General features: G+C 57.5%; 16 protein-coding genes, 1 tRNA gene and 1 pseudogene. 9 read left to right on the top strand and 9 right to left on the bottom strand.

Going from position 1 to position 17816, the window contains the following annotated elements; genetic code table 11:
• Positions 1-783 (bottom strand): 2-oxo-hept-4-ene-1,7-dioate hydratase, encoded by a 783-nt coding sequence (gene hpaH / locus ACQZ40_RS22990; RefSeq protein WP_174037173.1) that lies wholly within the window; start codon positions 781-783, stop codon positions 1-3.
• Between the two features lie 22 nt (positions 784-805).
• A complete protein-coding gene (locus ACQZ40_RS22985; protein ID WP_448748720.1) occupies positions 806-1699 on the bottom strand; it encodes an intradiol ring-cleavage dioxygenase in 894 nt (297 codons plus the stop codon).
• Positions 1700-1948: 249 nt separating this feature from the next.
• Here ACQZ40_RS22985 and ACQZ40_RS22980 point away from each other — a divergent pair, with 249 nt between their 5' ends.
• From ACQZ40_RS22980 to ACQZ40_RS22970, 3 genes and pseudogenes are all read left to right on the top strand, one after another.
• Complete coding sequence (locus ACQZ40_RS22980) at positions 1949-2680, top strand: GntR family transcriptional regulator (protein ID WP_448748719.1); 732 nt, start codon at positions 1949-1951, stop codon at positions 2678-2680.
• Complete coding sequence (locus tag ACQZ40_RS22975; protein WP_065657481.1) at positions 2677-3492, top strand: sugar phosphate isomerase/epimerase family protein; 816 nt, start codon at positions 2677-2679, stop codon at positions 3490-3492. Before ACQZ40_RS22980 ends, ACQZ40_RS22975 begins: the two co-directional genes overlap by 4 nt.
• Before the next feature lie 269 nt (positions 3493-3761).
• A pseudogene (locus tag ACQZ40_RS22970) lies at positions 3762-4043 on the top strand (hypothetical protein); the annotation flags it as partial.
• A gap of 727 nt (positions 4044-4770) precedes the next feature.
• On the opposite strand, the gene ACQZ40_RS22965 reads toward ACQZ40_RS22970, so the two are convergent.
• Positions 4771-5238, bottom strand: coding sequence for a hypothetical protein (locus ACQZ40_RS22965; RefSeq protein ID WP_448748718.1), 468 nt, complete (start codon positions 5236-5238; stop codon positions 4771-4773).
• A 93-nt stretch (positions 5239-5331) separates the two neighbouring features.
• On the opposite strand from ACQZ40_RS22965, the gene ACQZ40_RS22960 reads away from it, so the two are divergent.
• The gene (locus ACQZ40_RS22960; protein ID WP_065657484.1) at positions 5332-5772 is read left to right on the top strand and encodes an Rrf2 family transcriptional regulator; all 441 of its coding nucleotides are present in this window, start codon (positions 5332-5334) and stop codon (positions 5770-5772) included.
• Between the two features lie 25 nt (positions 5773-5797).
• Here the strand turns inward: ACQZ40_RS22960 and ACQZ40_RS22955 are convergent, their stop codons facing one another.
• From ACQZ40_RS22955 to ACQZ40_RS22935, 5 genes are all read right to left on the bottom strand, one after another.
• Positions 5798-6313 carry an Rrf2 family transcriptional regulator gene (locus ACQZ40_RS22955; protein ID WP_065657485.1) on the bottom strand — a complete coding sequence of 172 codons (516 nt, stop codon included), beginning with the start codon at positions 6311-6313 and terminating at the stop codon, positions 5798-5800.
• An 89-nt stretch (positions 6314-6402) separates the two neighbouring features.
• On the bottom strand, positions 6403-7215 hold the full coding sequence (locus ACQZ40_RS22950; RefSeq protein WP_065656234.1) for an oxidoreductase: 813 nt from the start codon (positions 7213-7215) through the stop codon (positions 6403-6405).
• A gap of 231 nt (positions 7216-7446) precedes the next feature.
• Positions 7447-8034 carry a glutathione S-transferase family protein gene (locus ACQZ40_RS22945; RefSeq protein ID WP_448748717.1) on the bottom strand — a complete coding sequence of 196 codons (588 nt, stop codon included), beginning with the start codon at positions 8032-8034 and terminating at the stop codon, positions 7447-7449.
• Positions 8035-8177: 143 nt separating this feature from the next.
• The gene (locus ACQZ40_RS22940; protein WP_448748716.1) at positions 8178-11291 is read right to left on the bottom strand and encodes an efflux RND transporter permease subunit; all 3114 of its coding nucleotides are present in this window, start codon (positions 11289-11291) and stop codon (positions 8178-8180) included.
• Complete coding sequence (locus ACQZ40_RS22935; protein ID WP_065656231.1) at positions 11291-12400, bottom strand: efflux RND transporter periplasmic adaptor subunit; 1110 nt, start codon at positions 12398-12400, stop codon at positions 11291-11293. Before ACQZ40_RS22935 ends, ACQZ40_RS22940 begins: the two co-directional genes overlap by 1 nt.
• Before the next feature lie 98 nt (positions 12401-12498).
• On the opposite strand from ACQZ40_RS22935, the gene ACQZ40_RS22930 reads away from it, so the two are divergent.
• The 5 genes from ACQZ40_RS22930 to ACQZ40_RS22910 all read left to right on the top strand — a co-directional run bounded on the left by ACQZ40_RS22930 (position 12499) and on the right by ACQZ40_RS22910 (position 17554).
• Complete coding sequence (locus tag ACQZ40_RS22930; RefSeq protein WP_302735570.1) at positions 12499-13086, top strand: TetR/AcrR family transcriptional regulator; 588 nt, start codon at positions 12499-12501, stop codon at positions 13084-13086.
• A gap of 156 nt (positions 13087-13242) precedes the next feature.
• The gene (fabF, locus tag ACQZ40_RS22925; RefSeq protein WP_448748715.1) at positions 13243-14538 is read left to right on the top strand and encodes a beta-ketoacyl-ACP synthase II; all 1296 of its coding nucleotides are present in this window, start codon (positions 13243-13245) and stop codon (positions 14536-14538) included.
• A gap of 51 nt (positions 14539-14589) precedes the next feature.
• On the top strand, positions 14590-15597 hold the full coding sequence (gene ftsZ, locus ACQZ40_RS22920) for a cell division protein FtsZ (RefSeq protein ID WP_448748714.1): 1008 nt from the start codon (positions 14590-14592) through the stop codon (positions 15595-15597).
• A gap of 65 nt (positions 15598-15662) precedes the next feature.
• Positions 15663-15851 carry a hypothetical protein gene (locus ACQZ40_RS22915; RefSeq protein ID WP_448748713.1) on the top strand — a complete coding sequence of 63 codons (189 nt, stop codon included), beginning with the start codon at positions 15663-15665 and terminating at the stop codon, positions 15849-15851.
• A gap of 311 nt (positions 15852-16162) precedes the next feature.
• Complete coding sequence (locus ACQZ40_RS22910; RefSeq protein ID WP_448748712.1) at positions 16163-17554, top strand: MATE family efflux transporter; 1392 nt, start codon at positions 16163-16165, stop codon at positions 17552-17554.
• A 164-nt stretch (positions 17555-17718) separates the two neighbouring features.
• On the opposite strand, the gene ACQZ40_RS22905 is transcribed toward ACQZ40_RS22910, so the two are convergent.
• Positions 17719-17795 (bottom strand) — tRNA-Met (locus ACQZ40_RS22905).
• Positions 17796-17816: the final 21 nt, after the last annotated feature.

Genomic DNA, 17816 nt, shown 5'->3' with positions numbered 1-17816 from the left:
TCACACGAAAGAAACACCGATTGAGCCAACAGGACCATAGTCGGCCTGGATGACATCACCCTTGAGGATATCGACCGGCCGGGTAAACGAACCCGCAAGGACGATTTGCCCCTTTTTCAAGCCGCCGCCAACGGCGTGCAATTTGTTGACCAGCCAAGCGACACCCGCGGCAGGGTGACCCATGATCGCCGCCGACACTCCGGACTCTTCAATGATCCCGTTTTTTGAAAGCGTTGCCCCGACCCAACGGATATCGATATCCATGGGGCGTATCACGCGCCCGCCGACGACAATTGCTCCAAAGGCGGCATTGTCGGCGATCGTATCGGTGATGGCGCGCGGCACGTCAGTCCGGTAGTCGATAATCTCAAGCGCCGGCACGATGAACTCCGTTGCCCGCATGACGTCGTAGATACGGGTGCCCGTGCCTTCAAGGTCTTCACCCATGATGAACGCCAGCTCGACCTCCAGACGCGGCTTGATGAACAGGTCGGTCCTGATTTGAGATCCGTCGTTGTAAAGCGCGTCGTCTAGAATGACACCATAATCGGGTTCGGTCATCTTCGACGCCATCTGCATGGCGCGCGAAGTCAGACCTATCTTATGACCAATAATGCGTGCGCCGCGAGAGACACGCGACTGCGCCCAGAGCGCCTGGATGCGGTAAGCATCTTCCAGATCGAGGTCAGGATAGGTCTTGCTTGGCTGGACGATCGGCTTGCGATCGGTCTCTGCCTTCAATATGGCATCTGCCGCCGCCTGGCGCAGGTCTTCGCTGATCATGATGAGACTCCAGAAACAATATCTATTTGATCGGTGGGCGCGGCAAGACAGCTTCACCGGGCTCCATCACATAGGTGTAGTCGAGCGAGAACCACGGCCTCTCAATGTCTTCATCCGTGGGATGCGGTTCGTCATGGCGGACGAAATCACCTGTCAGCGCCGAGGTGACCCCGAACTGAACGTCGGACTCGATGTTGGGGTCGCTCGGATCGAAGACCTGCGAGATCAGCGTTTTGTAACCGTGCTTGAAAATCAGTGCATGCAGATGCGCCGGTCGATAAGGATGGCGACCCTGAGCCTTGAGAAGACGCCCGACGACGCCGTCCACCGGGATCGGATAACCGACCATCTTCACGGTTCTGAACCAGAACCGTCCTCGTTCGTCGGTCATAAACTTTCCGCGAAGATTCATCTCCGCCTGGTCGGGATCCTGGTTTTCATAGAGGCCGACTGGAGACGCATGCCACACATCGACCTCCGCTCCCGGAATCGGCCTGCCTTCGCGATCAATCACGTTCGCTCTGACAAACAGCGGTGCGCCGGGCGTGTCGGAGCGAATAATGGTCCCGCCATTTTCGACCCGAGGAGAATTAAGGCGCCAGAACGGGCCGAGAAGCGATTGCGAGGTTTCGGTCTGCCCCCTGTCGCCGTTGTTAAGAAGGCAAACAAGAGAAGACACGCCAAGAGAGCCGGACATCAAAACGAATTCGTTATGGCTGTCGGTCTGCAGCTGGCCGATCTCGTTCAGGATGGCGGTTGCCTCCCGGAATTCAACTTCGGTCAGCCGCACTTCCCGCACAAACGCATGGATATGTTTCACCAGCGCCGTCAGGATTTCCCGGGCCCGCGGATCGGATGTCTGTTCCATTACTGCCAGCACGGCAGGAGTCACGTCGCTCTCAGTCTTGATTACCATTGGCGCACCTCCACGACGGCATCGATACTTTGATAATCGATTATCCGTCAAGACACTTTTGTCTTTGGTGAGAGATCTCCACCAATCTGAATGAGATGAGTATATGTAACTATATGGTATAGCAGATAAAAAATTTCGACACCGCCTCACTTCCGAGGCGTAGGCAGAAATACAGCTCGCTATCGTTGACATAAATAATCGTTTATCGTAACGATCGTCGATGACGCGCGAATGTGTCTGGGAGGTTTTATGACGCAGGCTGAGGCCCCAAATTCGCTAAACGAGCAGTCCGGAAACGGTGGCTTCTCCGATGACGGGAAGAACACGATCGGCAGCCAGCTGGCATTTCGATTGCGGGAAGCGATCATCTCGGGTGAACTTGAAGCCGGCAGCAAGATCCATCTCGACAAGGCTCGACAGTCGTTCAATGTCAGTCTCAGCCCTCTGCGCGAAGGTCTTGCCCGGTTGATTTCCGACGGCCTTGTCGAGTTCGAGGACAATCGCGGTTATCGCGTGTCGCCGATTTCGCTGGCCAATCTCGAGGAGATCACCAGCCTGCGCGAAGAGCTGGAGGTGTTCGCCCTGAGGGAATCTATCCGGGTCGGCGACGTGGAGTGGGAAAGCAATGTCATGCGTGTGCTCCACAAGCTCAACCGCACGGAACGAGATGCCAGCAGACCGGAGACGCTGGAGCATTGGGAGGCGGCCCATCGCGAATTCCACCTCGCCCTTATTTCAGGGTGCGGGAAGCCTCTTCTGCTGCACTTCTGCAAAACGCTCCTCAACCTTAACGACCGCTATCGCCGAATATTCCTGACGCAGACGTCGGGCGACCGAAACGTCGGCCAGGAACACAGCGAAATCGCCCAGGGCGCGGTCGCGAGGGACCTCGATTATGCCACGGACAAGCTCCGCCAGCACATCCATCGCACCGGTAAAAACCTGCTTGAGCATCTCGCGCGGACGGGGGTCGTGCGATGAACAATCTTTCCGACATGGAAAGAGCTCCAATCGGGGTCGCGCACTTTTCCGCGATTCAGCTGCCTCCGGTGCAATTCGTGGAGCAGGCTGCAGCAGCAGGTTTCAACGCGGTCGGGCTTCGGCTTCACCCCGCCTTTCCCGGGGCACCTTTTTATGAATTGCCGCAAGGCAGTAGGGCCGCATCAGAATTTCGGGCCGTACTCGACGGCGAAGGCATGAAAGTCTTCGATATCGAATTCTTCATTCTCGGAGCGGATTTTAACGCGGCCTCGGTCGAACACATCGTTGCGGCTGCGGCCGATATCGGAGCCAAGCGCTTGAGTGCTTGTGGCGACGATGATGACCACGAACGTTTGATCAGCAACCTCGTCGCGTTGTGCCAACTGGCCGCCCGTTACGGCATGGGGGTCGATATCGAAAACATGGGCTGGCGCACGATCAATACATATGCTCGCAGCGCTGCACTGGTCGACGGTTGCAAGCAAGCAAACGCAGGTGCTTTGGTTGATGCCATCCACTTTTTCCGGAACGGTGGGAACGTCAACGAAATCAATGCTGACATCGTGAACCACCTGCAGCTCTGCGACGTGACGGGTCCAGTCCCCTCGCGGCCCGAAGACATGGTGAATGAAGCACGGACGGGTCGGCTGGCTCCAGGCGACGGCATTCTTGCGCTCAAAGACCTGCTCGCCAAACTTGCCGGCAAGGCTGCGATATCAGTGGAGGTTCCGCTCGTCGGCGACGTCACTCCGCTGGCACATCTGAGAGATCTGAACTTGAAGACGCGGAGAGTTCTGCAGTCGGCAGACTAGAACATTCGTGATCTGGCGTGGTGGAGGCTGCGCCAGGAGGGAGTTTCGCATGAATTATAAGTTAGACTTCGGCGCGGTCTTCGATCGCGCCCCTGAGTTGCTATGGGCAAGTTAGGAACGTTCGGCCTCGCGTTTGCCGGCATGGCGCTCGCCTCGGCATCCTGGGTGTCATCGCCCGGACCTCGAACAGGCGGATCGTGCGCGCCGGTCATCGCCTTCGTAGAAGTCGTCCGCAACAACGGCGATCATCGCGCTTGGCATCAATGGTGACCACATTTTACGAGGCTTGGCGGACTGTCATCCAACGTTACGGCACCTATATTCCCTATACCGGACGGGACGCGATCAAGGGCCTGCTACCGCATGGACCCCATAACCTGCGCGACATTCTTGCGACGCATATTCTGAAGCAGACCGGATCCTACGAGCAGGCAAGCTATGCCATGCAAGATACGCCCGATGTCGTGCGACAGCACTACGGTTGCTTCTTACCTCAAGACAAGGCGGCCTTAGCTGCCAAAATCCTCAATCAGGTTTGGGAAGCTGCGTAAGATGGGATGAGATATTCGGCTCGGACAGTGATGACAGTCTCCGTCCCAGCCGACCTCTTCGTTTTGCCTTGAAAGGAATCGAACCATCGGGGCCAAACTGCAGAACCTAAGTCAATGATACTTCAATGCTTATTTTCACAGAACAGATTACTCGATTTTCAGTTTTTCCGAGCAATGCCCCACGTCTCCCAGTTTCAAGTTCCCACGATTGGCGTTGAAAATCGACCCACGTCGAAACCAAGAAGGGCGAGCTGAGCAATATCTTCGAGGTCGGAACAGCTTGTGTCTGGCTATAGAGTTTCTATTTTTGCAGGTCTCCATTCCACGGAGACAAAATGTATATTGCGAGCGCTTTAACAGATGAAATTGAAACACTACGCCTTAGAGCTGCGCAAGCGCCGACAAGAACGACACCTATTTCACCGCGGAACCAGAGGAACTCGCGAATTTCATAAGAGCGCTCAGCGCTTCCTATACTTCGGTTATCGCCATCGGTGGCAGCAAAGGCGGCCATGGCGCGATCGATCACGGCACGCTTCTGGCGCACGCGAGTGACAAGCCGGTCCGCGTTGTGGCTTTCAGCCCGGTCGTTGCGCTTTTGGACAATGACAACGAGGTTCCATACGTCTCTTACCAGAAGCTGATGGAACGGGCGCTGGAATCGAAGGAACTAGCCGGAAACCTCCGCCGATCGACCGAGGTAACGACGGCAAAGCCGCCGCAGAACCTAACTGTCTTCTGTATTGTCGGCGCCGACAACGCCTGCGATTGCAGAAAGGCCAACCGGCTTATCGGAGCTCATCTCCTGCCCCTGCCGATGCATCATCATGAATCTGTCATCCCGTTTCTCTGCGATATGAACGACCCGAAATCCATAACGAAAACCGTACTGGTCTTGTACGACAGAGCTGCGGAAGAAGCAGACGTCGCGCATCTTCTCCAAGAGGGCGGCGTCAACAAAATGGTCGCGGACCTTGCCCGAGTTCCCAAACAGCCCAGCCTCAGGGAACTCACGGATCTCGTCATAAATGGTGACGTTGCAAGCGTGAAGCACCGCGTGCAAACGGTGACAACCGGGAACGCACCGGCAGCTTCTCACTAGCCCGTTGCCTTCACGTTGCGCCGCCGCGCCGGGATGCAGGCGGCGCGAAACATACCGCAGGCTGGCGAAAAAATCCTCATCCTGCAGTCCCAAACCCGCGTCCCCAAACGTCTTTCCGGTAGCAATCAGACGTAAGCCGCGCCAGTGGCGTCCTCCCGTTTAGCGGGAGGTGTCGGGAGAGGGACGATGTATTTTACGCGGAAGACCGAGACTGTGCTTACCGTTCTTGCCACGTGCGCTGGCAGAGCCGGTTGTTCGCTTGCCCTTTGGGAAATCTCCCAGGCGGGCAGCGTCGGCGCGGAGGAGATCAAAAGAAGCGTTTCGCTGCTGCTGCGGCATGGGCTGCTGGAACGGGGGCTGGATGGGCGCGTCACGCTCACCATCGATCCCGGCGCGGTAACGCTCGGCACTATTTTGCACCTTACTCAGCCCAATCTTGCGCGGCCGAGACGTCGTGGCATCCGCCCTATGAATAACGGCGTCTTCGCACTCGTCGTGGACGCAGCCTCATCTAATTTTCTAAGGATTGCCGAGCAGTTCACCGTTGCCGATTTCCTGGCAGATAGGAGGTCTGCCGAACACTACGCAGGCGATTGTTACAGCACGGCGCACAACGCACGTCCGTAATGGCAATGCGGTCGGGTGCGGTAGATCAGCTGCCTGTTTCGAAACCGTCGTCCACGATCAGCGGCGGCGGCGGTGACTGCATCAAACGTTCACGAGCAGGAAGAGCCTTCATCAGGTGGCAATCGAGACAGGCTATGCCAGAACCATCTGGTGAGGCAACGAGGTCTGCAACGGTGAACCGGTCGAGCAGGCGAACGAAGAACGACGAGGCCGCAGCGACGATGTTGTCCAGCAGCGGCTGGCCGGTGAATTTGCCGGGTCCCGTTTCTTCGGCGCTGGCGTCAAGCTCCGGCTGGGTGACGAGCAGCACGTCAACGAGCCTGATGTCGGACGGGTCGCGGGCGAGGCGAACGCCGCCACCCGGGCCGCGATCACTGCTGAGGAAGCCGTTGCGCACCAAAAGGGCGAGAACCTGATAGGCGTTATCTCTGGTTGCACCGACCTCCTGGGCCAGTTGCTGGGCGGAAAACTTCGTTGATGGACTTCTGGCGAAGACTGTCAATATGCCGATCGCAATCTCGGATTGCCGTTTTAAGCGCATGAATGACCCGATCAGGGGTGTTGAGGTTTTTGTCGGCCTATCATCGCACGCCCTGCTTTCTGCTTGTGGTGCGCGAATTCCGCGAATGCTTACAGCCTGGAGAGCCCAAACGTCTTCCTGATGCCGCTATCCAATGCCTTGGCTGGAACAAACCGCTTCAGGCGACTGAGAAGCGTAGCCTGTTTTCCAACCGGCCTGCGCATTTTGTGAGGGCCTTTGATCGCTGCCATGATTTCGGCAGCGACAGTCTGAGGACTGCTTGCTGTCCTAATGGCGGAAAGAACGGCCTCATTGGATTTGGCTAATTGATGAGCGTAGTCGTCAATGCGCGTCTCCGTCTGCTTCGCATTGACATCGAGACTTGTCCTCGTGAACGTTGGCTCGACCAAGACGGAGCGAATGTTGAATTGCCGAACTTCGTGGTCAAGCGTTTCAGATAGTCCCTCCAGGGCATGCTTGCTGCTGGCATAAAGGCCCATATAAGGTGCGGGGAGGAAGCCGAGGACCGAGCTGACATTGACAATCAGGCCGGAATTCTGCTGACGCATCGCAGGCAATACCGCTCGTATCATGCGCAGTGGGCCAAAGAGATTGGTTTCAAAAAGAGCCTTCGCCTCATCGTCCGACGTGCCTTCGACCGGCCCGACAAGAGAGACGCCTGCATTGTTCACCACGACATCAATCCGACCTGAACGGGACAGAACCCAATCGACGAATTGCTTCACCGACTCGCCATTGTCCACATCGAGACGTCCGTACTCGACACCAGGAACCGGTCCACTTTTGTCCGGATTGCGCGATCCTGCAAACACCTTGAACCCATTCTGCGATAGCAGCCTTACGGTCGCCTGCCCTATCCCGGAGGATGCACCGGTTACTACTACAATCTTGCCTGACGACATTAAAGCTCTCCAATTGTGGGTGGTTCAGAAATCAATTTAGATTTCGCTTGTAATCTATAATTACGTTAGATTGCAAGCGAAATAAAACGTATTTGCAGAAACTGAGGAGGCAGATAGTCAGCCAACACGACACTTGGGGTGAGTCGTCTCGACGCAGGAAACATCGGTCGAATTAATGCGGCGGTTCTTGCCTGAGGAGTGACAGGAGTGACGGATGCTTATGCCATCAAGTCACGCCGTTCGCCTGTCCGCTGGTGGATTGCCTAGCGCACGCTGGAACGCGGATCGTTGCTCGCCTCTTTCGACGTAGTCCTGCAAGCCCGGACTATCCAGCAGAATATCAGAGTGCTTGAGCGGCCGCAGTACGCTCACCATCATGAGATCACCGGCGCTGAACTGAGCCCCCTCAAGCCACTCTTTCCCTCCAAGCGTATCGCCCAGTTGCTGGAGCCGCTGACTGAGATGACCAACGCTGCCGGAGGCGATACAGGGTTCGATCGTATTAACCGCTGCAAACATCCACATGATGGAACGCGAGCGCGCATTCGCTTCATCGGGAAGGAGGCCGGCGAAACGCTGTGCTATGTGAAGCACGATCGCACCGGATTCGAAAAGAATGAGATCGCCCTCCTGGTAGATCGGCATCTGGCCGAACGGCTGCATTTCCCGATATTCGGGTCGGCGCATCTCGGAAAAAGTCAGGTGCCGTAGAGTGTAAGGCTGGCCGACTTCCTCGAGAGCCCACCTGACGCGCATATCCCGGTGATATCCTCTACCCCCGTCCGGAGGATATTTGAAAATGGATACGACGGGGTTCATGTAAAGACTCCTCATTGGCAGGATTGAAGCGGGACGAAGACATGGCTTCCGAAACGGCCCTGTGGGCACACAAAACACACGCCACTCTCGCCAAAGCAGCATGACCCCTCCGCAGCATCCTCTGCTGCGGAGGGACGGGTTGGCTATTCCGCAGCAAGCGAATGTTGAGCTGTTTCCGTATTCCCGTGCTCCGTTGGATGCATTTCTGCCTTGGGCGGCTTGATGCGGAACCATGCAGCATAGAGTGCCGGCAGGAAGAGCAGGATGATGAGCGTGCCCACCGCCGTTCCGCCGATAAGCGTGTAGGCCATCGAACCCCAGAAAACGGAATGCGTCAGAGGAATGAAGGCGAGGACCGCGGCAAGCGCTGTCAGGATGACGGGCCTCGTTCGCTGCACCGTAGCCTCAATCACGGCATGATAGTCGTCCAGACCCGCAGCCTTGTTCTCCTTGATCTGCTCGGTGAGGATCAACGTGTTGCGCATGAGGATGCCCGCCAGGCCGATAAGACCCAGGATCGCGTTAAACCCGAAAGGCTGGTTGAACAGGATCAGGGTCGGCACGACGCCTGCAAGACCGAGCGGTGCTGTCAGCATCACCATCGTCATCGTCGACAGGCTGCGGACCTGAAGGATGATGACGATCAGGGTCGCTGCGATCATCAGTGGGAACACCTTCACCAGAGCCGTATTCGCCTTGAGTGATTCCTCGATATTGCCACCCATCTCGATTGTGTAGCCAGCAGGCATAGATGCAATGAGCGGCTGAAGAGCGGTCATCACCTGTTGCGAAACCTCCGGCGGTTGGGTCGCCTCGTTAATGTCGGATCGGACCGTCACCACAGGCGTTCTGTCACGACGCTTGAGGATCGGCTCTTCGAAGCGCACCTCCGTGTGGCCGATCTGATAGAGCGGGATCGCACGGCCGTCTCTTGTCACGAGCGAGAAGTCGGCTAGCCTTGCAGGATCGAGGCGGATTTCACCGGCACTTCTCGCCACGACAGGAACGTTTCGGATGTTCTCACGAACTTGCGTGACGGGAACACCACTCAGCAGGAGCTGTATCTGCTGGGCAGCCTCGGCGGACGACATGCCGATGAGGTTCAGGCGATCCTGATCAGGAACGAAACGGACGACGGGTGTGCGGTTACCCCAATCGCGGTTGGCATTTCTGACGTCAGGTACAGAGCTCATGAGAGCAAGCGCCTGCTCGGAGATTTTGTACAGCTCTTCCGCGTCCGGTCCTTTGATCCGAAACTCGACGGGAAATGGCGTGTAGGGGCCAAAGACGAGTTGCGTGACGCGCACGAATGCCTCGGGCGCCAGCCCTTGCGCAACGGCTTCCCGCAGACGAAGTTTCAGCACCTCACGCTCATGGGCGTCGGATGTCAGCACAACGATCTTTGCAAAGGCAGGATCGGGCAGTTCGGGCGCCATAGCGAAGAAGAAGCGGGGCGCACCCTGGCCGATGTAACTGGTCGCGATCCTCGCTTCGGGCTGCTGCTTCAACCAGGCCTCGAGCTTTTTGACCGTGGCGGTCGTCGTTTCGATGCTCGTGCCTTCTGGCATGCGGACTTCAACGAGAACCTCAGGGCGGTCCGATGTGGGGAAGAACTGCTGTTTCACCGCACCCATCCCGACGACCGAGAGAGCCATGACGACGCCGACAATGGCGCAGGTCAGGAACTTGTGCTTGACAGTGAATTCGATCGCGCCGCGCAGGCGTCTGTAGTTCGGCGTATCGTAAATCGCATGATGGCCACCTGCTACCGGCTTGATATCGGGCAACAGCTTTACGCCGAGATAGGGCGTAAAGATCACCGCCACGAACCAGGAAACGATCAGCGCGAAACCGACGATCCAGAAGATATTGCCCGCATATTCACCGGCTGCAGAGGCGGCAAAACCGACCGGCATCAGGCCGATAATGGTCACAAGCGTGCCCGATAGCATCGGTGCCGCAGTGTGGCTCCAGGCATAGGCAGCCGCCTTGATGCGGTCCATGCCCTCTTCCATCTTCACGACCATCACCTCGATGGCGATGATGGCGTCATCGACAAGCAGGCCAAGTGCCAGGATCAATGCACCGAGCGTGATGCGGTCGAAGAAGCGCCCCGTCTCGAGCATGATGATGAAGACGACAGCCAGCGTCAGCGGAACGGCCAGAGCCACAACGATGCCCACCCGCCAGCCGAGCGCAATGAGGCTGACGAAGAGCACCACGCCGAGGGCCATGGCGAACTTCACCATGAATTCACCCACCGCCGCATCAATGTTGACAGCCTGATCGCTGACCTTCGTCAGCGTTATGCCAAGGGGTAACGACTGTGCGATCCGGCTGGAGCGCTCCTCGAGAGCCTTGCCAAGCTCCAGACCATTCCAGCCCTGTTGCATGACAACACCGAGCATAATGGCCGGCTCGCCGTCATGACGGATGACATAGCTTGCCGGCTCCTGATAACCCCGGCGTACCTCAGCAATGTCGGAAAGCTTCAACGCGCGGCCGGAAGCGACGATGGGCGTATCAGCGATAGACTGAACACTGTCATAGGCACCATCGAGACGAATGAACACCTGCGGACCCTGCGTATCTATTGAGCCAGCGGGCGTAACGGTATTGCGCCGTTGAAGGGCTGCGGCAATGTCCTGAGAAGATATGCCGAGCGTGGCGAGCTTCTCATAGGAGAACTCTACGAATATCTGCTCGGGCTGTTCGCCGAGAATATTGATTTTCTTGACGCCGGGAACATGCAGCATGTCCTGCCTGATCTTTTCGGCCTCCCGGACGAGATCGCGCATCGGCATGCCCTGCGCCTTGAGAGAGTAAAGGCCGAAGCTGACGTCGGAATATTCGTCGTTCACGAACGGTCCCAGAACACCCTGCGGCAGGTTTCTGGCTTCATCGCCGAGCTTCTTGCGCGCCTGATAAAATTCTTCGGCGACGGCGCTTGGCGGCGTATTGTCCTTGAGCGTGACGGTAAGATAGGCGAAGCCGGGGCGCGTCGTTGTCTCGACCCGGTCGTACCAGGCCAATTCCTGAATGCGCTTCTCCAGCGGCTCGGCAACGAGATCCTGCATCTCCCGCGCGGTTGCGCCCGGCCAGACAGTCGTGACCGTCAACGTCTTGATGGTAAAGGAGGGGTCTTCAGCGCGTCCCAGCTTGACGAAGGCATAGACGCCGGCAAGCGACAGAAGGACGATGAAGAACAGCGTCACGGCGCGTTCGCGAACCGCAAGGGCGGACAGATTGAGGTTCATCAGTTTGCCGCCTCTTTTGTACCAACGCTGGTGCGAACTTGCGCTCCATCCTTCAGAAGATGTGCGCCAAGCGCAACGACCGCCTCTCCCGGCTTGACATTAGTGACGACCACATTCTCTTCGCTCACCCGCTCCACGTTCACATCACGAAACTTCACGACGGACGATTGCTGATCGATCACCCAGACGCCCGTCCGCGTCCCGTCATCCAACAGAGCGCCTATCGGCAGTTCGGCATGATTCTGCACATCCCTGTTCTCGATTTCGATGGTGACGGTCGCTCCCAGGGGCGCATTTGCAGCCCCCCCTTCAAGCACCCAGCGCGTTTCATAAGTGCGGGTCTGCTGATCGGCAGAATCGGAGATCTGGCGCAGCTTGGCCTGTTCCGCATTGTTTCTGCCGTACACCGATGCGGAAGCCTGAACCCCGATTTCAGGGCGCATGGTTTCGGGAAGCCAGACAATGGCTTCACGCGGACCTGACTTCGCGAGCCGGACAACCGGCTGCCCGGCGGTTACCACCTGGCCCGGTTCACCGAGCGTCTCGACAATGGTTCCATCTGCATCGGCAACAAGAACCGTATATTGGGCCTCGTTTTCGGCAACATTCGCCTCAGCCTGAGCGGCGGCCAACTGTGCCGTCGCCGTATCCAGCAGGGCCTTCGATCGTTCATATTGCTGCGTCGAGGCAGCAGAGGTCTTCACCAGCACGGCAAAGCGTTTCTCATCGGCTTTCGCTTGAACAAACGTCGCCTGTGCTGCGATGACAGCGTTTCGCTTGGCGGTCAGAGCAAGGCGAAGATCGGTCTCGTCAAGCCTCATCAATGGCTGGCCAGCGCTCACCTGCTCCCCGACGTCGACGAAACGTTCAACGATCTTTCCGGGAACGCGAAAGCCGAGATTGCTCTGGACCCGGGCGCCAACGGTTCCGGTAAAGCTGCTGCTCGAATTGCCAGGGAGCCTGGCCGTCGCGAGGTTGACCAGTGGCGCCAAGGTCCGGGGATCGGCAGCCTTTGCCTCTGGTGCCTGCGCCGGAAGCAGCAGTGCTGCGGCTCCGCCTGCGGCCAGCGCCAGCACTGCTGCTGCAGTGACAACAAGTTTCCGTTTCATTTCATCGTCCCTTCTTGACGGCCCGTTCAAAACTATTAGATTGCACTCTAACTCTAAAAGACATATAGATGTCAAATTAAATCTAATTGGAGGTCCACATGAGAGTGAGCCGCGTACAGGCAGAGGAAAACCGCGAGCGGGTGATAAACGTCGCCAGCCGGTTGTTTCGAGAGCATGGGTTCGACGGGATCGGCCTGAAAGACCTGATGAAGGGTGCAGGCCTCACCCAGGGTGGATTCTACAAACAGTTCGCATCGAAAGACGATCTTGCGGCGCTCGCATCACGGCGTGCCCTCGAGAGCGCCACGAGAAGGTGGTCTGATGCCGCAGCAGACACGTCAGATCCCCTGGAATCGATCATCAGCTTCTATCTCTCCAAAGATCATAGCGGCGAGAAGGCAGAAGGATGCCCGCTTGTTGCTCTCGGCTCCGACGCGGCGCGTCAAACCGCCGAAGTTCGCCGCCCGTTTGAAGATGGTATCCGGGCGCATTTCGAGGTGCTCGAAGAACTCATCGGAGAGGGTGACGATAGAGCTCGAAGCGGAAAAGCCATGGCAATATTGTCCATGATGGTCGGTGCGGTGACGCTGTCGCGGATCATCGAGGATGAACTGCTGTCGACGAGCGTACTCAACGCGGCAGCGAGCGAGGTCCGGCGCATTGCTGGCCGCGATCGCAGCGACTAACAGACAGTTTTTGGATATTCGTCGCCGATAGCTGTCACGGCTCAGCCGAGTATCAGGCGAGTATAGCGCAAACCGCATGTCCCAAGTTCACGACCGGTCATTCGGTCGGACGCCGAAGGCATGCCAAATTTTTGATCATAGACAGGTGGAATGCAAATGCGTCGTGTCGTTGTCACGGGAATGGGAGCCGTCAGCCCCCTTGGTGCAAATGTCGATATCTCCTGGTCCCGGCTCCTTGCTGGCAAAAGCGGGATCCGTCGGCTGGGTGATGACATCGTCGGGGATTTGCCGTCAAAAATCGGAGGCGTGGTCCCTTCTCTGGCAGACGATCCTGAAGGAGGATTTGATCCTGACAGGACCCTGTCCTCGAAGGATCAACGCAAGGTCGACCGTTTCATCATCTTTGCGCTGGCAGCGGCGGAAGAGGCTCTCGCGCAGGCGAACTGGAAGCCAGCTTCCGAAGAAGAAAAACTGAGAACGGCGACAATCATCGCATCGGGCATCGGCGGCTTTCCCGCGATAACGGAGGCGGTGCGTACCGTCGACCAACGCGGTGTCCGCCGCCTTTCGCCATTCACCATTCCATCCTTTCTTGTGAATCTCGCCGCCGGACAAGTCTCTATCCGGCATGGCTTTAGAGGCCCGCTGGGAGCCCCGGTGACGGCATGTGCCGCCGGCGTTCAGGCGATTGGCGATGCAGCACGGCTGATCAGATCCAATGAAGCCGACATTGCGGTTTGCGGTGGCACCGAGTCCTGTATGAACATTGTCAGCCTTGGTGGTTTCGCAGCAGCAAGATCACTATCGACAGGCTTTAACGAGACCCCGGCCAAGGCGTCACGTCCTTTCGACACCGCGCGCGACGGCTTCGTGATGGGTGAAGGCGCAGGCATCCTCGTCATTGAAGCTTTAAGCCACGCCCTCGCCCGCGGTGCGACGCCGATAGCAGAACTCGTTGGATATGGAACGACCGCCGACGCCCATCATATTACCTCCGGGCCGGAAGATGGAAGCGGCGCCCGCAGGGCAATGCAAATCGCCATCGCGCAGGCGGGTATCGCGCCGCACGACATCGGCCATCTGAACGCACATGCGACTTCGACCCCGGTTGGAGATCTCGGAGAGCTCAGAGCGATCAAGAGCCTGTTCGGCCAAAGGAAGTCGATCGCGGTCAGCGGCACGAAGTCGGCGACGGGGCACCTGCTGGGGGCCGCCGGCGGCCTTGAGGCTATTTTTACGATCCTGGCGCTCCAGCACCAGATCGCGCCCCCGACCTTGAATCTCAGTTCACCGGACCTTGAGGCCAATGGCATCGACTTTGTCGCAAACGATGCCCGACCCCTCGATGTTGAATATGCGATATCCAATGGCTTCGGCTTCGGTGGCGTCAATGCCAGCGCAGTGTTTCGACGCTGGCCGAGGAGAGGCAATCGTACGCCATTAGCTGATTAACCCCCGCGCGTGATCCCCTTTGAACAAAGTCTCCACCAGGACGCTCCCACCATGCAACCAACGACTGTCGTTTCACCGCCCGGCATAACGCTCCTCAAGCCAAGGATTGCCGTCATCGGCGTCGGCGGTGGCGGCGGCAATGCTGTCAACAACATGATCGTGCACGATCTCGAGGGCGCGGAGTTTATCGTTGCGAACACCGATGCACAGGCTTTGTCCATGTCAAAAGCGCCACGGCTTATCCAGCTTGGCCCGACCGTCACGGAGGGACTTGGCGCCGGATCATTGGCCGATATTGGACAGGCGGCCGCCGAAGAGTCGATTGACGAGATTATGGATCACCTCCACGGAACCCATATGTGTTTCGTGACGGCGGGCATGGGGGGCGGAACGGGAACAGGTGCCGCACCCGTTATCGCCCATGCTGCGCGCAAGGCAGGCATACTGACCGTCGGCGTCGTCACCATGCCCTTCACATTCGAAGGTACCCAGCGAATGCGAACAGCGCGGCAGGGAATCGAGCGTCTTAGTGAATGCGCAGACACGGTGATCGTCATCCCCAATCAGAACCTGTTCCGGATTACCGATGCGAAGACGACCTTCGCGGATGCATTCGAAATGGCAGATCATGTGCTGCATGCCGGGGTCAGTTCCGTCATCGATCTGATCGTCAAGGAAGGATTGATCAATCTCGACTTCGCCGATGTAAGGTCAGTCATGCGTGACATGGGCCGTGCTGTCATGGGCACGGGCGAGGCAACGGGAGACGCCCGCGCCCGACATGCCGCCGAGGCAGCGATTGCCAATCCGCTGTTCGATGAAGCGTCCGTCAGGGGAGCGAAAGGCCTTCTCGTCTCGATCTCCGGCGGACCGGACATGACCCTTTTTGATGTCGATGAAGCGGCAACACGTGTTCGCGAGGAAGTCGATGACGACGCCAATATCGTGGTCGGCGCGACATTCAATGACGCGCTTGAAGGGCGGCTGAGAGTTTCAGTCGTCGCCACAGGTTTGAGGCAACCGGCAGAGGTGATCCGCCTTTCGGAGCGAATGGCGTGATGTTCGCTCATACTTTGGGGCCCGCAAGCCCCGATTTGTAAAATTGATGGCCATGGAGATTTGAAATGTTAAAGCGTTTTCGAGAAAAATGGCGATCATGGGAAGATACCGTCCTGGGTATCGACGATCCGCAGGGAGACTACCTCATCGCGCTGGAAAAACGGTTGGATCGGCTGGAAACCGAAATGGCTGGATTAAAGGCGCAGCCCCACGAGGAGGTAGTGCGGGAAGACGGCGCGGAAAATAAGGGGTAATGGCTGTATCCTTGCACTCATCTACCGGTCGCCCGCGCGGCCTATGTCAAGCGCACGCTGTTGATAGCTCGCTAAGCATCCGGCACAGGCCAAGAGTATTCTGCGTGCCGCCAACCTTTTTCATCAGCGCGTCTCCAAGTTCCTGAAGACGCTCAAATGCCATTGCAAGCCGAGCGCTCCCGCTTAGATTGCGAATGAACTCTATATAATTTAGATTTCAAAAACAATCTATTTTCAAATTCTGAGAACCGGTTGCGAGCCCATGGCCTTGGGAGCGGAGCAGAGCCTCGGAGAACTTTTTAGGATCAGCCATGGCCGATATGCCTGACAGCACAAATTCTCATGTCTCAACAATTTCACAGAAGACACCAAGTGGAATTCTTCATGGACCAATCACGCCCACACTGTTCCGGCTGGCATTGCCCACGGTCGTCGTTCTCGTGGTCCAGACCTTTGTTGGGGTCGCGGAAACATACTTCGTCAGTTTCCTTGGGACCGAGGCTTTAGCGGGCGTGACCCTCGTCTTTCCGGTCCTCATGCTGATGCAAATGATGTCGAATGGCGGGATTGGAGGGGGAGTTTCCTCGGCTGTGGCCCGAGCGCTGGGTGCCAACCGCTACGCTGATGCCGATGGGCTTGTCTGGCATTCGATTGTTCTGGCCACAGTATTCGGAGCTATTTTCTCAGTCGCTGCAATCTTTCTTGGACCTGTGCTCTACCGCTCAATGGGAGGGACTGGAGAAACCCTTAATGCCGCCCTCCTCTATTCAGGAATTGTGTTCGCAGGCTCTATTCCCATCTGGATCACGGCTTTGCTTTCGGCAGTCCTGCGGGGCGCTGGTAACGTGAACGTGCCTGCCCTCGTCATCATCTCCGGCGCGTTCCTTCTCCTCGTCTTGTCGCCGCCGTTGATTTTCGGCTGGGGCCCCTTCCCGCAGCTCGGCGTGGCAGGCGGAGGCGCTGCGGTCTTCATTTATTATCTCACCGCGGCACTGGTGCTTGCCCTATACCTGCGCTCATCAAGCAGCCCGCTAAAGTTCAAAATCGTTCCGCTGCAAGGTCGACTGTTCAAGGACATTCTGGGTGTCGGCCTGCCTTCCGCAGTCGGCACGATCCAGGTCAATCTGACGGTTACGTTCGTAACGGCAGCCGTCGGCCACTTCGGCGCAGACGCGATTGCGGGGTTCGGCATCGCATCGCGGCTAGATTATCTGCAAATCCCCATCATCTTCGGTCTTGGAACCGCTATCGTCACCATGGTTGGGATTAATATCGGAGCGGGTCAGATCGAACGCGCCCGGCGGGTCGCCTGGGTTGGCGCAGGTATCGCATTCGGCCTCACGCAGACAATCGGCATTCTCGCCACTCTGTTCCCCATGACCTGGATGAGATTATTCACGGCGGACCCGGATGTGCAGCAGCTAGGCTCCCAGTATCTGCAAATTGTCGCACCGGCTTATGGTGCAATTGGATTGGGACTGGCGCTTTATTTTGCAAGCCAGGGACTGAAGCGTGTTTTACTCCCGGTTCTTGCCGGAACAGTCAGGATGATCCTGGCAGCTTTCGTCGGATGGGCTTCGGTGATCTGGTTTCAGGCAAGTCTCAATTACCTTTTCCAAATCGTGGCGGCCGCGGCGATCGCATACGGGGGACTGACGGCCCTCGCCGTGCTGCCGCGCCGGATGTTCAATCTTGGCAGGTAACAGAACGCTTAAACTGCCGGGTAGAGACTTCGAGTGTCCAAAAAATCGCCGCCGCACAGGCATCAGGGCAGCCGTAGCTGCCAACATCGTCAATGTGCTAGGGGTAAAAACGACTTCGGCCTCCCGAAGGAGACCGATAAAGTCTTGATAGTCTTGAAGATATTTGGTTGCGGGGGCAGGATTTGAACCTGCGGCCTTCAGGTTATGAGCCTGACGAGCTACCGGGCTGCTCCACCCCGCGTTGACTTGTTTTATTATAGCA

The organism is Agrobacterium sp. 16-172Ci, assembly GCF_053522725.1.
The sequence above is the reverse complement of the archived record's forward strand: the minus strand, read 5'-3'. Positions and strand labels throughout refer to the sequence as shown.

What these genes read in the sequence shown, in the direction of transcription:
- hpaH (WP_174037173.1), bottom strand. Translation starts at nt 783, where the DNA reads ATGATCAGCGAAGACCTGCGCCAGGCGGCGGCAGATGCCATATTGAAG.
- ACQZ40_RS22985 (WP_448748720.1), bottom strand. Translation starts at nt 1,699, where the DNA reads ATGGTAATCAAGACTGAGAGCGACGTGACTCCTGCCGTGCTGGCAGTA.
- ACQZ40_RS22980 (WP_448748719.1), top strand. Translation starts at nt 1,949, where the DNA reads ATGACGCAGGCTGAGGCCCCAAATTCGCTAAACGAGCAGTCCGGAAAC.
- ACQZ40_RS22975 (WP_065657481.1), top strand. Translation starts at nt 2,677, where the DNA reads ATGAACAATCTTTCCGACATGGAAAGAGCTCCAATCGGGGTCGCGCAC.
- ACQZ40_RS22960 (WP_065657484.1), top strand. Translation starts at nt 5,332, where the DNA reads ATGTATTTTACGCGGAAGACCGAGACTGTGCTTACCGTTCTTGCCACG.
- ACQZ40_RS22955 (WP_065657485.1), bottom strand. Translation starts at nt 6,313, where the DNA reads ATGCGCTTAAAACGGCAATCCGAGATTGCGATCGGCATATTGACAGTC.
- ACQZ40_RS22950 (WP_065656234.1), bottom strand. Translation starts at nt 7,215, where the DNA reads ATGTCGTCAGGCAAGATTGTAGTAGTAACCGGTGCATCCTCCGGGATA.
- ACQZ40_RS22945 (WP_448748717.1), bottom strand. Translation starts at nt 8,034, where the DNA reads ATGAACCCCGTCGTATCCATTTTCAAATATCCTCCGGACGGGGGTAGA.
- ACQZ40_RS22940 (WP_448748716.1), bottom strand. Translation starts at nt 11,291, where the DNA reads ATGAACCTCAATCTGTCCGCCCTTGCGGTTCGCGAACGCGCCGTGACG.
- ACQZ40_RS22935 (WP_065656231.1), bottom strand. Translation starts at nt 12,400, where the DNA reads ATGAAACGGAAACTTGTTGTCACTGCAGCAGCAGTGCTGGCGCTGGCC.
- ACQZ40_RS22930 (WP_302735570.1), top strand. Translation starts at nt 12,499, where the DNA reads ATGAGAGTGAGCCGCGTACAGGCAGAGGAAAACCGCGAGCGGGTGATA.
- fabF (WP_448748715.1), top strand. Translation starts at nt 13,243, where the DNA reads ATGCGTCGTGTCGTTGTCACGGGAATGGGAGCCGTCAGCCCCCTTGGT.
- ftsZ (WP_448748714.1), top strand. Translation starts at nt 14,590, where the DNA reads ATGCAACCAACGACTGTCGTTTCACCGCCCGGCATAACGCTCCTCAAG.
- ACQZ40_RS22915 (WP_448748713.1), top strand. Translation starts at nt 15,663, where the DNA reads ATGTTAAAGCGTTTTCGAGAAAAATGGCGATCATGGGAAGATACCGTC.
- ACQZ40_RS22910 (WP_448748712.1), top strand. Translation starts at nt 16,163, where the DNA reads ATGGCCGATATGCCTGACAGCACAAATTCTCATGTCTCAACAATTTCA.